The sequence below is a fragment of the Streptomyces sp. NPDC026538 genome, from assembly GCF_055567535.1.
The window spans coordinates 1,172,105-1,186,486 of the sequence record NZ_JBVHQG010000002.1; the positions used below are offsets into that span (position 1 = coordinate 1,172,105).

The following is a 14,382-nucleotide window of genomic DNA, read 5'->3' on the forward strand; positions in this document are numbered from 1 at the left end:
CCGGCACCGGCTGGGACCCTGGTCCTGTGGCCATCGATGTGACAGTGCGCCGGGTGATCCCGCTGCCGCCCGACCTGGTCGCCGCGTACGCCATGGACTGGCGTCACGACGCGGAGTGGACCCAGGGCATCCGCAGAGCGGAGCTGACCAGGCAGGCGCACGGCGGTGGGTTCGGCGTGGGTGCCGAGGTCACCCGTACGGCCCGGTTCCTCGGTCGGCGCATCGACTACGTCCTGCGCGTGGCCGGGTACGACCCGCCGCGGCTGCTGGACATGGTCGCTTCGGCCGCCCCCATGCCCATGCACGTCACCTACTCCTTCGAGTCCCATCCGCGGGGAACCCTGGCCGGCATCCGGGTTCGCGGTGGCCCCGGCGGCCTGCTCCGGCTGGCCGAACCCTGACGTCCCGCCAGGTCCGCTCCTCTCTCGGCAAGGATCTGCGCGATCTCGAACGACGGCTCACCGATCGCGAAGGCGGCACGTGATGGCGTACGACGAAGGACTGGCGGAGCGGATCCGGCAGCATCTGGGCTCCGACCCGGACATCACCGAGAAACGCATGTTCGGCGGCATCGCCTTCCTGCACAGCGGCAACATGGCCGTCGGGGCGACCGGCGACGACCTCATGGTCCGCGTGGGTCCGGAGGCCATGGACGCCGCACTGGCCCGTCCGGGCACGCGGATCTTCGACATGACGGGCCGATCGATGCGCGGCTGGGTCGTGGTCGCGGGCTCCGCCGTCGCGGAGGACGAGGCGCTCGGCGGGTGGATCGACGAGGGATACGCGTTCGCGGCCGGCCTGCCGCCCAAGTAGGGATCCACCTCGACCACGAGGGGCTTGCGACCGGCCATCCGCGCACCGGGTCAGTCGGCCGTCCGGCTGCCGAGCGACCGCAGTGCGACAGTCACCGTCGCACGCAGCGAACCGGCGTCGGCGCCCGTTCGGGAGCGCAGGTTCACACCGTAGGCGAGCAGCGCCAGCAGCTCTGCCGTTGCGCCCGGCTCGGTGCCGGCCGCCAACTGCCCTTGCGTCTCGGCCCTGACGAGCGCCGCATGCAGCGCGTCCCGCAGCTCCTCGTGGTGCCGGTGGAGGAGGGCGCGCACGTCGGGGGCGCCGTGCTCCGCGCCGGCCTGCGCGTTCGAGACCATGCAGCCCCAGCGGGCGTACTCGCCCGAGCACCTGACCTCGATCAGGGCGTCGAAGAACTCGGCGACGGCGGGCAGTCCGCGGCCGTCCTCGGCGAGCCGACGGAACGCCGGCCGGGACCACTGCTCCTGGTAGCGGCGCAGCGCGGCGAGGTAGAGCTCCTGCTTGCCGCCGAAGGTGGCGTACAGGCTGGAGCGGTTGAGGCCGGTCGCGGTCACGACGTCCTGGATCCCGGTCGTGGCCACGCCCTGCCGCCAGAACAGCCTTACCACGGCCTCCAGGGCCGCGTCCGGGTCGAAGTGCTTGATGTCCGGCATGCTCCACCCGCCTTCCTGAAACGATGATTTCAAGATATCCCCCCGTCCCCTTGGCGTGAGAGCGCGGACCCCCTATCTTGAAACAGTCATTCCAAGTTAGTCGGACGCCGACCGGGAGGACCAAACGCCGTGACAGACCTCAACGCCGAACTGCGCACCTTCTACGACGCCCGCCAGCAGCAGATCCCCGCCGAGATGCGGGAGATCATGCAGCGGGCCGCCCAGGAACTCGCCGCCTCCGGGGCGGCCGACCGCGCCCTGACCACCGGCGCCCGCGCCCCGCGCTTCCGGCTGCCCTCCGCCACCGGCGAGTCCGTGTCGTTGGACGACCTGCTCGCCCACGGCCCGGTCGTGCTGACCTTCTACCGCGGCGCCTGGTGCCCGTACTGCAACATCGCCCTGCGCGCCCTCCAGCAACACCACGCCGACATCACCGCACGCGGCGCACGCCTCGTGGCCGTCTCCCCGCAGATCCCCGACGAATCCCTTTCCCTCGCCGAGAAGCACTCCCTCACGTTCGACGTCCTCAGCGACTTGGGCTCCGACACCGCCAAGGAGTACGGCATCGCCTTCGACCTCCCCGACGACCTCGGCGCCGTCTACGACAGGCTCGGCTTCGACCTCCAGCGCGTCAACGACGGTCACCCGCGCACGCTTCCCCTGCCCGCCACATACGTCATCGACCAGGGCGGCACCATCCGCTGGGCGTTCGTCGACACCGACTACACCACCCGTGCCGAACCCGCCGACATTCTGGCTGCGTTGGATACCCTCGCCGGAACTCGCTAGCGCATCACGGACCCGCGGCGACCAGCAGATCGACCACGTAGGTCTCTTCCAGCAACTCGTCGGGAAAAGCCTCGCGCAGTCTCCCGCGCTCCCCCTTGAGAATGGCACTGCGTTCAGCCTGGTCGAGGACAAGGAACGCCGAACGGCCGCCGATGTTGGCGAGGTGCGTATCGAGGGCGACCACGCGGTTCCAGCGGATTTGCCGGCGGACGACTCGCAACCCCGTCAGGCCCGCGAGCCGGATGGCCTCGTCGTCATCGGGACGCACCGCGGCACGCGCGGGGATGCCGCAATGACGCGCGATGCGTTCGTGCTGGGCGCGGATCCACGTGACGTCGAAGGCGGTGGTGTTCCACCAGATCGCGAGCGCGCCGTTCGAACGCAGGGCACGCAGCGCCTCCGGGACGGAACGGCTGGTGTCGGTCCACTGCCAGGACTGCGCGTACGTGATGAGGTCGTGGGAGGAATCGGCGAGAGGCAGGGCGTTGCCGTCCCCCCGGACGATCGGCACGTCCGGGAGCACCCGGTGGAACTCGGCGGCCATCGCCTCACCCGGTTCGACGGCGATCACATCGGCGCCCCGCTCGTTCAGGAGCCTGGTCGCGATTCCCGTGCCCGCGCCGACATCGGCGACGCGGGCGTCTTTCAGCGGACGGCCCAGGAACTCCTCGACGAGGTCGAGGACGGCCGGCGGATATGACGGGCGGCTGGCCTCGTACTGTGCAGCAGCCGAGTTGAAGGAATGAGCGCGCGAACCGGCAGTCATCTCCTCATTCTCGTCCCTTGGCCGAGGCGACACGACACCCTCCCGTCCCGGTGATCGTTTCCGGCCGCTAGGGCACTCGCACCCACAACGCCTTGGACGGTGTGCCCTGGTCGTCGGTCACGAAGAGCATGTACCAGCCGGCCGGGACCAGGTCGCGGTTCTTCGGGACGGTGACCTGGATGCCCTTGCCGTCCTTCGTCCTCTTGAAGCTGAGAGCGATGGAGCGCTGTTCGACGTCGGTGACGTGGGTGGTGGAGCTGGGGTGGATCAGCCGTGCCGTCTTGATGACCGAGGCGTGCCTGGTGGTGAAGGTCGCCGTCTGGCCCAGCCCGACGGTTTTCGGGCCACCGGTGAGCGACGGCCGCGAGCCGCGGTACAGGTACGGCGGGGTGTAGATCTCCAGGCGCTGTTCGAACACGCCGGGCTTGGTCTTGGCCTTGTCGGCGAAGAGGGAGTCGCCGCCGAAGGTGATCACCCGGCCGTCGGGGAGCAGGATGGACCCGGAGTGGTAGTTGCGGCCGACCTCGGGGTCGGCGACGCGGCGCATGGTGCCGGTCTTCGCGTCGTAGATGCGGGCCTGGTGGATGTTCTCGGAGGACGGACCGCGGTAGTCCTGTGAGCCGCCGGTGACCAGCACGGTGTCGTCGGGGAGGACGGACAGCTCCGGATAGCGGGTGCCTTCCGCCAGCTGGGGCCCGTCCGTGAAGTGCGGGGCCGCCGCCTTGAGGTCGATGACGCGGGTCTTCTTCGAAGACCTGGGCGACTCTCCGATGCCTCCGCCGCCGACCACCATGAACTTCTCGTCCTGGGCGGGCGGCAGCATGACCGTGCCGGAGGTCTCCATCAGGTTCGCGTCGTCCAGGCCGGGCAGGTCGGTGAACTTGTTGGTGTCGAACTGCCAGATGCCGGGCGTGCGGCCCACGTCGGCCGGTCCATAGCCCGCGTTGGAGCCGGAGTAGAAGAAAGTCCCGTCGGGCAACTGGAAGACCGCCGGGTAGGTGGGGAACTGACGGATCTTCCCGCTGTAGTGCCAGGTCCTGGTCTTCGGGTCGTGGATCTCGCTCTTGCCGGGCACGATCTGTCCGATGTCGTCCAGGCCGGACAGGGCCAGCACTCGGCCGTCGGCAAGCCTGGTCAGGGTCGGGTACCAGCGGGCCTCGTTCATGGAACCGACCTTGGTGAACTTCTCTGTGTACGGGTTGAACTCGTACGCCTGCCGGATGCCCTGGAAGTCCTTCTTGTCGAGGCCGAGTTTGTTGGCGATGCCGTACACGTTGTGGGTGTCGGAGCCGGCCAGGCCCTCGACCCGGTAGTTCTCCTGCGCTCCGGTCTCGTACTTGGTACCGCTCTTGCGCGCCTCGACGTAGATCCGGCCCAGGCTCGCCTCGGTGCGCAGGAACTTGCCGGTCTTCTTGTCGAAGATCTTCTTCGCCGGTGCGACGGTGACCGGGTCCTTGGAGACGAAGGTCTTGTGGTTCTCCTTGCCGGTGAAGCGGGTGCCGGCGGGCAGGGTGATCGGCTTGTCCGGGTCCTCGTTGTGGACGACCATCAGCCCGCCGGCCTTGGTAACGTCCCCCTTGAGCTTCTCGTAGCGCTTGGTGCCGCCCGCGAACAGCAGGTTGCCGTCGGCCAGATGGATGTGGCCGGTGCAGAACAGGTCACTGGGGGTCTTGACCTCGTGGTACGTGTTCTTGACCGGGTCCCACACCAGGGAGCGGAAGTTCTTCGCGTCGAAGTTGTCGAGGTTGTTGCCGGAGCCCGCGACCAGCAGCACCTTGCCGGTCTGCAGCAGGGCGCCGTGAATGGTGTTCTGCCGGAACTCCTCCGGGACGTCGACGATGTCCCAGTGCCCGTTCTCTGCCTTGTACTCCGGTCTGTTGATCGCGTACTCGTGGTACCTCTCGGCCCCGAAGCGGTACAGCCAGGGCCCGTTCATACCGGCCAGCGCGAGCACCACCACGGTGCCCACCAGGAGACGGCGCGCGCGACGGCGCGCGCCGAGATCACGTGCGGAACTCATTCCCACATCCCCCCGGAATGTGTGCAGCAGCACTCCACGGCCGCCCGTGCAGGACCGGGCGGCCGTACGACAGGACGCCATCGTATTTTGCACCATGCAAAGGAGGGCCCAAACCCTCGTAACATGTGCAATAACGCCACCACTTGGGCACCAGTTGCCTCATACGTCGAGTACCCCGCGTCCTTGAGAAGGACGGCGGGAGGACACTTGAGGTGACGACGGTCCTGTCATCACTCGCCCAGGAGGTGTCGGTCATGGTGTGGTCCCGGCGCGGCAGGGTGAGGATGTGGCGCCTGCGCCGCAATCCGCTGAGGCGGCGCAGCGATTTGATCGACGCCTGGATCCTGCTCGCGGCGTGGCTGATCGCCCTCGCGGGGGGCCTGATCACGGGCCTTGCGGCGGGATCCGCGGTGGACCACCGGCTGGACCGGCAGCGGGCGGAACGCCGTACCATCCCGGCTGTTCTCACCGCGAACGCGCCAGGCAGGACATCGGCATCGGCAGTGGACGACAGCCGCGTCTGGGCCACTGTGCGCTGGAAGGCACCGGACGGCTCCGCCCGCATCGGCCGTACCACGGTGCACCCCGGCGCGAAGGCCGGGACGCAGGTCACGGTGTGGATCGACCGCCAGGGCCAGCTGACGTCCGAGCCCCTCGCGCCTGGTGATGCGGCGTTCCAGGTGGCCTGGACCGGCATTCTGGTCGCCGTGGCCACGGCCGGTGCCGTGTTCGGCAGCGCCCAGGGCGTCCGTGTCCGGCTGGAGCGACGACGGCTGGAGCGGTGGGACGAGGAGTGGGCGCGTGCCGACAGCCCCAGGGGGTGGAAGACCGGGTGACGGGACCTCGGAGTCGGTCAGGCGCCACGTATGCCCCGGCCCGACCGCGCGGGCGCCGACCTGTCGGTACCGGCAGCGGGAGATCGGGATCGAGGTGGCACATGCTCCCGCAGGCACCCACCGTCCCGGATCCGTACTATTGGGGCGCCCGCGGTCGCCCCACGGCTCAGAACAGGCGCCCTGCCGTCACCCCCGATACGGTGTGCAGCAGGTGTGCCGGGAAGTCTGGTCGGCGGACGTCGTCCGCTGCCCCGGAGCCACCGATGCGCCTCTTCCGCTCGCGTTTCCCCCGACGACCCGTCGCACACGGCCAGTCCTCACGCGAAGTCATCCGTCTCCGCGGTGAGCTCGACGCCCGCAGCGCCAGGGCGACCGGCCTGCGCCTGGTCCGGCTGATCGACGCCGGACCGCAGGTCCTGGAGATCGACCTCGGCAAGGTGACGTATCTCAGCCCGGACGGCTGCAGAGCACTGTTCGTCGCGCTGCGTGCCGCTCGCGCCCGCGACACCCGGGTGGTCGTCACGCACGCCGACGAGCGGGCCCGGTCGATCCTGGACCAGATCGGTCTTGCCCGTGTGCTGGCCGCCCAGCCGGGCAGCGACTCGTGATCGGTGCGTTCAGGCCGTCCCGGCCGGACGCTCCTCCGGGGCGTGGCCGCTGCAGGGCCGGGGCACCCCGCCCATCTCCAGGGTGAAGGGTACCGGGTCGCTGTCGGATCCCCGGACCATCTCGCGCATCTCCCACTCCCCCGAGCCGTTTCTGACGAACTCGGCCACGGTGGTGGCGGTGGAGTCGGCGACCTGCGTGAAGTCGTCCGCCAACAGTTCGTTGTAGCGCTGGACAACCAGTACCCCGGCGTTGGAGATGTCACCGAAGGTCCGGCGTCCGCCGTCCTGGTGAATGACCACGCCCACCACGACCCGCCCGTAGACGGCCGCGAGACGGTCGAACTCCAGCACCATCACCTCGACGTAGCCGAAGCCCTGGCCGGTCTGGCTGTGCCGGGTCATGTTGATCGTGCCGTCGGGTGACCGGCTGCCGTAGTGGACGATGTACTCCGGCCGGCCGTGAGGGTCGTCCGCGGAGTAGGTCGCGGCGACGATGTCGAGATGCCGGGGCGGCTCCCCGAAAGGGCTCGGGTCCCATTTCAGCCGTACCTCGACCTTGCCGAGTCCCTCGCCGACGCTGCTCATCAGGCGCCGCCTCCCCGCGTCGAACCGCAGCGGGACCGATCTGGCCCCGCTCGTCAAGTATGGCCTGCGACCAGCCACTTGATGCTTCCTTGACGCTCCTCTCGCCGAACTGGCGGAGAACGGAAAGGACGGAGGGGGCGAAAGGACGATGCGCCGAGGTCGGTCGCCGCGGGCACCGGGACCGTCAACCCGTCCCGCCGCCGGGGTTGTCCGCGAGGAAGGCGCGGACCTTCGTGGCGATCGAAGGCCAGTCGGCCCCGAACCATATGAGGTGACTGTCGGCCCGGCTCTCAAGGAGCTCTGCGTTGGGGATGGCCGCGGCGAGCGACAGGGCATGGGCGAACGGCACGCCACCGTCCGAGCGGGTGGCGATCACCAGGGTGGGCTGGCAGACCTCGGCGGTGAGATCCGGGGTGGGCCGCAGATCGTTGAGAAACCCGTGGCCCGACCGCATCCGGCAGAGCAGCTCGATCATTGCCACGCGCCCCTGGGGCCCGAGGCGGGCCATCACCTCCCTGACCGGCAGGGTGCTGAGACCGTGCAGCAACAGTCGCAGCCCCGCCTCGGGCGCATGGTGCACGAGCACCCGCAACGCACCCCAGGTCACTCGCTCGGTCCGCGCGGCGAACACGACATGCGCGCCGAGCCGGGTGTGGCGGTCGGGCCAGGCCAGCCACCCGACCGCGCTCTGCAGAATCAGTCGCCGCACCAGATCCGGATGGCGGGCAGCCATCGTCACAGCCGTCGGCCCACCCCCCGAGGTGCCCACCACTGCGGCTACCTCAGTGATCCCCAGGCGGGCGCAGAGTGATCGGACAACATCCGCGAATCCCATCGCGGATTTACCGGTCGACAGCGGGGTCCGGCCGTAGCCGGGCCGCGACGGCGCCAGCACCGTGCAGCCTGCTTCGGCGAACACCTCCTCGCCCACCGCCAGCCCGGCCCGGGTGTGCCCACCGTGCAACACGACCACGGCGGCCGGACCCCGACGCTCCAACCGGTACTCGACCAAGCCCCCGTCCAGTCGGACGACACTCGTGGGCCGCTCCGCCCCCACCACCACGCGCCTACACCTCCTGCCGGGCCGGCGAACACGCTGCCGCAGCGAATGTAGCCGCCCACAGTGGACTCACGAGGGCCTGCGCCGCACGCATGCGCGCCAAGGCCGCCACGCCGGTGGGGCGTCCCCTCACCCGGTCATCCCGCAAGGACGCTCAGGTCGCGTATGTTTCCCCGCGATGACCTGGCGCGCGGAGCGGGACCTGTACGACGCTGGGCGCAGGGACGTTTCGGGAAGACGGGAGCCGGCCGTGCGGGCACGTGATCTGGCGGTGGAGTACCAGTCGGTGAGCGTCGACAGCGACGCTCTGGACGCGGCGCGGCTGATGGCCGAGCACAAGCTGCCGGCGTTGCTCGTACTGGACGAGCGCGGGGAGCCGAAGGCGATCCTGCCGGCCTCGCAGATGGTCAAGGTGCTGGTGCCGGCGTATGTCGTCGAGGACCCCACACTCGCTGCGGTCGTCGACGAGCAGCACGCCGACCGGCTCTGCCAGGCGCTGGCCGGACGCCGGGTCGGCGACTGCCTGTCGAGTGCCGCTCCCGCGCCGCCGATCGCCGACCCGGACGACACCGCGCTGGAGGTCGCCGCGCTGATGGCACGGGTGCGCAGCCCCTTGGTCGCGGTGGCCACCAAGGACAAGGCGGGTACCCATCTGCTCGGGGTCGTCACCGCCTCGCACCTGCTGCACGAGCTTCTCGGCAAAGCAGGCACATTGATCACGCCGAGTCCTTGAGTCGCCCGCGCGGAGTGCGATGGCACGAGCTCAGGCCAGGGCGAAGTAGCGCAGCCACAGGTACAGGGCGCTGATCAGCACGGTCACGGTCGTGACGACGAGGCCGTACTTGGTGAACTGCCAGAAGGAGATGGGCTGCCGGTTGCGTTCGGCGATGCCGAGGACGACGACGTTGGCGCTGGCGCCGATCGCGGTGGCGTTGCCGCCCAGGTCGGCTCCCAGGGCCAGCGCCCACCACAGCACGTGATGGCCGTCTGCCGCGCCGCCCATGTCCTTGACCAGGTCGGCGGTGATGGGCGCCATGGTGGCCACATAGGGGATGTTGTCGACGACGCCGGACAGCACCGCCGAACCGCCCAGCAGGGTGAGCGTGGCGCCGAGTTCACGGCCGCCGGTGGCGTCCGCCAGAGCGCGGGACAGGTCGCCGATGACCCCGGTCTCGATCAGCGCGCCGACCATCACGAACAGGCCGGCGAAGAAGGCGAGGGTGGGCCATTCCACCTCGCCCAGGACATCCCGGGTGTCCACCTTCGACACGGCGACCAGCAGACCGGCGCCGAGCAGGGCGACCACACTCGGCTCGTAGTGCAGCACGGGGTGCAGGACGAAGCCGGCGACGACGAGCGCCAGGACTGCCAGCCCCTGCCACAGCAGCCGTGGGTCGCGGATGGCCTCGCGTTCCGTCAGTGTCATGACCTGTGCGGCGCGCTCCTCGTCGTACACGAACGCTTTGCGGAACATCACCCGGCACAGCGCCAGCAGCACCACCGTCAGAACGGCAGCGATGGGGGCGAGGTGGACCAGGAAGTCGTTGAAGGTCAGTCCGGCCCGGCTGGCGATGATGATGTTGGGCGGGTCGCCGACCAGGGTCGCGGTGCCGCCGATATTGGAGGCGAACACCTCGGCGATCAGGAACGGCGCGGAGGGGAGGGCGAGTCGCTCGCAAACCAGCAGGGTGACCGGGGCGACCAGCAGCACGGTGGTGACGTTGTCGAGGAGCGCCGAGGCCACCGCGGTGATGAGTATCAGCATCGCCATCACCCGGAACGGTCTGCCTCGGGCCCGCTTGACCGACCAGATCGCCAGGTACTCGAACAGGCCGGTCTGCCGCAGCACACCGACGATCGCCATCATCCCGAGCAGCAGGAAGATCACGTTCCAGTCGATGCCGGTGTGCTCGGAGTAGAACGCCGCCTTGTCGTCGGTGGCGCTGATCACGAGCATCAGTCCGGCGCCGCCGAGGGCCGCAGCCGTCCGGTGGACGCGCTCGCTGATGATCAGCACGTACGCGCCCACGAACACGGCCACGGCCGCCCAGCTCTGCCAATCGCTCATACGGCGGCCTTTCTCTCCACTTCGGTCGGCGGGTCCGCCGGGTCCTGCTCGTCGTCGGGGATGCCGACCAGGTCCTCGACGTCGAACATGCGGGCGATGGGTACGTCGGTGCTGGAGTGCGCCACGATCGAGAAGGCGATGCACACCGCGATCAGCGTGTACGCCTCCTCGGCGTGCGGAATGCCCGACTGCAGCACCAGCAGCCCGTACACCACCGAGGCGAAGCCCTTGGGCCCGAACCACGCGGCGGTCAGCTTCTCCCGCCGTGCGAACCGGGTGCCGGTCAGCGAGATCAGCAGCGACACCGGGCGGATCAGCACGATCGCCAGCACCACCGCCACGTATCCCCGCCACGACAGGTCCGCGAACAGCGTCGGCGTCAGCAACGCCCCGAACACCAGCAGCGCGGCGAACTTCGCCAGCTCCGCCAGCGCCTCACCCAGCGGCTCGAACGCGTCCTTCGCCTCAGGGGAGACGGCGGCGAGCACGGCGCCCGCGGAGAACGCGGCCAGGTAGGGGTTGGCATGGGTGAGGTGGCACAGGCCGTACAGGATGACGCCGGTGGCCAGCGGCAGCAGCGGCTGCAGCTTCGGCTCGGCGCCCAGCAGCCGGAACCGTACAAGCCCGCCCACCAGCAGCGGGAGCAGCACACCGAAGGCCAGGCCGAGGCCGAGTTCCAGCGCGATGCCGCCGATCGACGCCTCGTCGGTGTGACCGGCGGCGGTGGGTCCAGCGGCGGCGATCAGGAGCAGCACGACGGGCAGGGCCAGGCCGTCGTTGACGCCGCTCTCGACGTTGAGCAGCTCGCGCAGCCTGGCCGGGACCTGCTTGCGGCCCACAATCGCCGAGGCGAACACCGGGTCGGTCGGCGCCAGCACCGCGCCCACCAGGAACGAGGTCGTCCAGTCCAGGCCCACCAGCCAATGGGTCACCAGCGCCATGAACACGAACGCCAGAGGCATGCCGAGCCCCAGTGCGCGGGCGGGATTGCGCCAGTTGGTCCGCAGCTTGGCGAAGGACACGTGCTGGCCGTCGGTGAACAGGACCGCGAACAGGGCCAGATCGGCGGTGACCGACACGATCTCGCTGTCCGGCGTGATGTGGATCAGCCCCAGGAAGCCGTCACTGACCAGTGCCCCGCCGACGAGGAAGAGGAGGGAGGTGGACAGCACGGTACGAGCGGCCAGCCCGGACAGCAGCACCGCGATCAGCAGCGCCACCCCGAAGACAGCGACGAGCACCACCGGAAACGCCCCCGATCGGAAGAGAGATCACACCTCTGTTCGCCGACCAGGCTTCCCGGCACACCGGTGGAAACCCTACCTGTTCTTGATACGTCTTTGACAGAACGCTTACGCGCACCGTCGTGGACGACAGGTTGCCGGTACCCGGCAACGAGGGTCATGCAGGGCTACGCGGCGGCCGTCGGCGACCGGTCCGGCGGCCGCACCGGCGGCCACCGTGATGGTGAGAATCATGGTGAGCCCGCCGCCCGGGGTGTCCTCTGCCACGAGCGTGCCGCCACTGGCCTCGGCGAAGGCCGGTCATCTCCGTGAACCCGGCGACGACCGGCATCGACAGCAACCCGTCCAGGACGCCGCCCAGCCCAGCGCGCCGGCATTCCCGCGGCGCTTTACGACGCGGCGCTGGTGGACAGGCCGGATGAGACCGGCGGGCGGCTCGCCGCGACCGGCAGGCTGAGGACCATCGTGAGTCCGCCGCCCGGAGTGTCCTCGGCGTGCAGGGTGCCGCCCATGGCCTCGGCGAAGCCGCGGGCGACGGCCAGGCCGAGGCCGACGCCGTTGCCACGCGGGGAGTCTCCGTAGCGCTGGAATGGTTCGAAGATGCGGTCCTTGGCCTCGTCGGGGACGCCGGGGCCGCGGTCGACGACCCGGACCTCGACCCGGTCGCCCAGGGCGCTGGCCGTGACGACAACCGGCTCGCCGGCCGGGCCGTACTTCACGCCGTTCTCCACGACGTTGGCGACGGCACGCTCCAGCAGGCCCTTGTCCACCGAGACCATGGGCAGCGTCTCGGGGATGTCCAGCTCCACGCTGTCCTCCGGCACACCGGCCAGGGCCATGGGGACGACCTCGTCCAGGTCGATCTCGCGGATCAGCGGTGCGACGGTTCCGGTCTGGAGCCGGGACATGTCCAGGAGGTTGCCGACGAGGTGGTCGAGGCGGTCGCAGCCGTCCTCGATGCCGGCGAGGAGTTCGGCCTGGTCCTCCTTCGACCAGTCAACGTCGTCCGAGCGCAGCGAGGTCACCGACGCTTTGATGCCGGCGAGCGGGGTGCGCAGGTCGTGGCTGACCGCGGCGAGCAGCGCGGTGCGCATCCGGTTGCCCTCGGCCAGCACCTTGGCCCGGTCTGCCTCCTCCTGGAGGCGTTGACGGTCGAGGACCACGGCCGCCTGGGCCGCGAACGCCGCGAGCACCCGCCGGTCCTCGGCCGGCAGGACTCGGCCGGAGAGCGCCAGCGCCATGTGGTCGCCGACCGGCACGTCGACGTCGGCGTCCTCGGGGCGTTCGATTCGCGCACCCGGCCCCGCGCGGCCCGCGCAGGTCCACGGCTCGGCGTCGGACGCGCGCTCCAGCAGGGCCGCGGACTCCATGGCGAACGTCTCACGGACCCGTTCCAGCAGGGCTTCCAGGCTGGTCTCGCCGCGCAGCACGCTGCCGGCGAGGTAGGAGAGGATCTCCGACTCGGCGCGCAGCCGGGCCGCCTGGTGGGTGCGCCGGGCCGCGAAGTCGACGACGGAGGCCACCGACACGGCCACCGCCACGAAGATCACCAGCGCGAGCATGTTCTTCGGGTCGGCGATCGTGATGCGGTGCACCGGCGGGGTGAAATACCAGTTGAGCAGCATCGAGCCGAACGCCGCCGAAGCCAGCGCCGGCAGCAGTCCGCCGAGCAGGGCGGCCGCCACCGTCAGCGCCAGGAACAGCAGCATGTCGTTCGTGAGGCCGAGGTCCGCGTCGACATGCGTCAACAGCAGCGTCAGCACCACCGGCCCGCCGACGCCCGCGAGCCAGCCCCAGATGATCCGTGAGCGACCGAGCCGTGTTCCGCGCGCGATGGGCAGGCCACGGCCCTTGCCCGCCTCGTCATGGGTGATCAGGTGAACGTCGAGGTCGGGTCCCGAGTCCCGGGCGACCGTGGCGCCGACGCCGGGCCCGAAGGCGTACTGCCAGCTTCTGCGCCGTGAGACGCCCAGCACGATCTGGGTGGCGTTGACCCCGCGGGAGAAGTCCAGCAGTGCGGCGGGCACGTCGTCGCCGACTACCTGGTGAAAGGTTCCGCCGAGGTCCTCGACGAGGGTGCGCTGTAGGGCGAGTTCCTTCGGGGACGCGGATGTCAGCCCGTCGCTGCGGGAGATGTAGACCGCCAGCACCTCGCCGCCGGCGCCCTTCTCCGCGAGCCGGGCGGCGCGCCGGATCAGGGTGCGCCCTTCCGGGCCGCCGGTCAGGCCGACGACGATCCGCTCCCGCGAGCCCCAGATCTTCGACACCCGGTGCTCGCTGCGGTAGGCGTTCAGGTACTCGTCGACCCGGTCGGCCACCCACAGCAGCGCCAACTCCCGCAGCGCCGTGAGATTGCCCGGCCGGAAGTAGTTGGAGAGTGCGGCGTCGACCTTGTCCGGTTTGTAGATGTTGCCGTGCGCCATCCGGCGGCGCAGCGCCTCTGGTGACATGTCGACCAGCTCGATCTGGTCCGCGCGCCGTACCACCTCGTCGGGAACTGTCTCCTGTTGCCGTATCCCGGTGATCGACTCGACGACGTCCCCCAGCGACTCCAGGTGCTGGATGTTGACGGTGGAGATGACGTCGATGCCAGCCGCCAGCAGCTCCTCGACGTCCTGCCAGCGCTTGGTGTTGCGCGAGCCGGGAATGTTCGTGTGGGGCAGCTCGTCGACCAGGGCCACCTGCGGCCTGCGCGCCAGGACGGCGTCGACGTCCATCTCGGTGAAGACCGCCCCGCGGTACTCCAGCTCCTTGCGCGGGGTCTCCTCCAGCCCGTGCAGCATCACCTCGGTGCGTGGGCGGCCGTGGTGCTCCACGAAGGCCACCACGCAGTCGGTGCCCCGCTCTATGCGCCGGTGGGCCTCGGAGAGCATCGCGTACGTCTTGCCGACCCCGGGTGCCGCACCGAGGTAGATCCGGAGCTTGCCGCGTGCCATGTCTCTC

At 69.9% G+C, this 14,382-nt stretch carries 13 protein-coding genes and 2 pseudogenes; 6 read left to right on the forward strand and 9 right to left on the reverse strand.

All coding sequences use genetic code 11. The features are described from left to right. Positions 1-26: 26 nt before the first annotated feature. Both ACZ4N4_RS12085 and ACZ4N4_RS12090 read left to right on the forward strand, forming a co-directional pair. Positions 27-484 (forward strand): annotated as a pseudogene (locus ACZ4N4_RS12085) (SRPBCC family protein). After that, complete coding sequence (locus tag ACZ4N4_RS12090) at positions 484-813, forward strand: TfoX/Sxy family protein (protein WP_467587261.1); 330 nt, start codon at positions 484-486, stop codon at positions 811-813. The pseudogene ACZ4N4_RS12085 and the gene ACZ4N4_RS12090 overlap by 1 nt, the downstream one beginning before the upstream one ends. A 50-nt stretch (positions 814-863) precedes the next feature. On the opposite strand, the gene ACZ4N4_RS12095 is transcribed toward ACZ4N4_RS12090, so the two are convergent. Next, complete coding sequence (locus ACZ4N4_RS12095) at positions 864-1,463, reverse strand: TetR/AcrR family transcriptional regulator (RefSeq protein WP_467587264.1); 600 nt, start codon at positions 1,461-1,463, stop codon at positions 864-866. Between the two features lie 129 nt (positions 1,464-1,592). Here ACZ4N4_RS12095 and ACZ4N4_RS12100 point away from each other — a divergent pair, with 129 nt between their 5' ends. Further along, the gene (locus ACZ4N4_RS12100) at positions 1,593-2,252 is read left to right on the forward strand and encodes a peroxiredoxin-like family protein (RefSeq protein WP_467587266.1); all 660 of its coding nucleotides are present in this window, start codon (positions 1,593-1,595) and stop codon (positions 2,250-2,252) included. Between the two features lie 4 nt (positions 2,253-2,256). Here ACZ4N4_RS12100 and ACZ4N4_RS12105 read toward each other — a convergent pair whose 3' ends face one another. Continuing rightward, positions 2,257-3,018 (reverse strand): class I SAM-dependent methyltransferase, encoded by a 762-nt coding sequence (locus tag ACZ4N4_RS12105; RefSeq protein WP_467587269.1) that lies wholly within the window; start codon positions 3,016-3,018, stop codon positions 2,257-2,259. Between the two features lie 67 nt (positions 3,019-3,085). Then, a complete protein-coding gene (gene glxA / locus ACZ4N4_RS12110) occupies positions 3,086-5,038 on the reverse strand; it encodes a radical copper oxidase GlxA (protein WP_467587271.1) in 1,953 nt (650 codons plus the stop codon). A gap of 212 nt (positions 5,039-5,250) precedes the next feature. On the opposite strand from glxA, the gene ACZ4N4_RS12115 reads away from it, so the two are divergent. Next, the gene (locus tag ACZ4N4_RS12115; protein WP_467587273.1) at positions 5,251-5,874 is read left to right on the forward strand and encodes an Rv1733c family protein; all 624 of its coding nucleotides are present in this window, start codon (positions 5,251-5,253) and stop codon (positions 5,872-5,874) included. A 263-nt stretch (positions 5,875-6,137) separates the two neighbouring features. Next, positions 6,138-6,482: an STAS domain-containing protein gene (locus ACZ4N4_RS12120; protein ID WP_467587276.1), complete on the forward strand. Its 345-nt coding sequence runs from the start codon at positions 6,138-6,140 to the stop codon at positions 6,480-6,482. A 9-nt stretch (positions 6,483-6,491) separates the two neighbouring features. On the opposite strand, the gene ACZ4N4_RS12125 is transcribed toward ACZ4N4_RS12120, so the two are convergent. Together ACZ4N4_RS12125 and ACZ4N4_RS12130 are read right to left on the reverse strand one after the other, a co-directional pair. Continuing rightward, positions 6,492-7,067, reverse strand: coding sequence for a TerD family protein (locus ACZ4N4_RS12125; protein ID WP_467587278.1), 576 nt, complete (start codon positions 7,065-7,067; stop codon positions 6,492-6,494). A 184-nt stretch (positions 7,068-7,251) separates the two neighbouring features. Beyond that, positions 7,252-8,079, reverse strand: coding sequence for an alpha/beta fold hydrolase (locus ACZ4N4_RS12130; protein WP_467587280.1), 828 nt, complete (start codon positions 8,077-8,079; stop codon positions 7,252-7,254). Between the two features lie 298 nt (positions 8,080-8,377). On the opposite strand from ACZ4N4_RS12130, the gene ACZ4N4_RS12135 reads away from it, so the two are divergent. After that, a complete protein-coding gene (locus ACZ4N4_RS12135) occupies positions 8,378-8,860 on the forward strand; it encodes a CBS domain-containing protein (protein ID WP_467587282.1) in 483 nt (160 codons plus the stop codon). A gap of 30 nt (positions 8,861-8,890) precedes the next feature. Here ACZ4N4_RS12135 and ACZ4N4_RS12140 read toward each other — a convergent pair whose 3' ends face one another. The 4 genes and pseudogenes from ACZ4N4_RS12140 to ACZ4N4_RS12155 all read right to left on the reverse strand — a co-directional run bounded on the left by ACZ4N4_RS12140 (position 8,891) and on the right by ACZ4N4_RS12155 (position 14,375). Next, positions 8,891-10,195, reverse strand: coding sequence for an ArsB/NhaD family transporter (locus tag ACZ4N4_RS12140; RefSeq protein WP_467587285.1), 1,305 nt, complete (start codon positions 10,193-10,195; stop codon positions 8,891-8,893). Continuing rightward, positions 10,192-11,439 carry a cation:proton antiporter gene (locus ACZ4N4_RS12145; RefSeq protein WP_467587288.1) on the reverse strand — a complete coding sequence of 416 codons (1,248 nt, stop codon included), beginning with the start codon at positions 11,437-11,439 and terminating at the stop codon, positions 10,192-10,194. Before ACZ4N4_RS12145 ends, ACZ4N4_RS12140 begins: the two co-directional genes overlap by 4 nt. Positions 11,440-11,547: 108 nt before the next feature. Next, positions 11,548-11,733, reverse strand: a pseudogene (locus ACZ4N4_RS12150) (hypothetical protein); the annotation flags it as partial. 95 nt (positions 11,734-11,828) lie between these two features. Continuing rightward, a complete protein-coding gene (locus tag ACZ4N4_RS12155) occupies positions 11,829-14,375 on the reverse strand; it encodes a sensor histidine kinase (protein ID WP_467587290.1) in 2,547 nt (848 codons plus the stop codon). Positions 14,376-14,382: the final 7 nt, after the last annotated feature.

Coding starts and splice junctions, on each gene's coding strand:
- ACZ4N4_RS12090 (WP_467587261.1), top strand. CDS start 484: ATGGCGTACGACGAAGGACTGGCGGAGCGGATCCGGCAGCATCTGGGC.
- ACZ4N4_RS12095 (WP_467587264.1), bottom strand. CDS start 1,463: ATGCCGGACATCAAGCACTTCGACCCGGACGCGGCCCTGGAGGCCGTG.
- ACZ4N4_RS12105 (WP_467587269.1), bottom strand. CDS start 3,018: ATGACTGCCGGTTCGCGCGCTCATTCCTTCAACTCGGCTGCTGCACAG.
- glxA (WP_467587271.1), bottom strand. CDS start 5,038: ATGAGTTCCGCACGTGATCTCGGCGCGCGCCGTCGCGCGCGCCGTCTC.
- ACZ4N4_RS12120 (WP_467587276.1), top strand. CDS start 6,138: ATGCGCCTCTTCCGCTCGCGTTTCCCCCGACGACCCGTCGCACACGGC.
- ACZ4N4_RS12125 (WP_467587278.1), bottom strand. CDS start 7,067: ATGAGCAGCGTCGGCGAGGGACTCGGCAAGGTCGAGGTACGGCTGAAA.
- ACZ4N4_RS12140 (WP_467587285.1), bottom strand. CDS start 10,195: ATGAGCGATTGGCAGAGCTGGGCGGCCGTGGCCGTGTTCGTGGGCGCG.
- ACZ4N4_RS12155 (WP_467587290.1), bottom strand. CDS start 14,375: ATGGCACGCGGCAAGCTCCGGATCTACCTCGGTGCGGCACCCGGGGTC.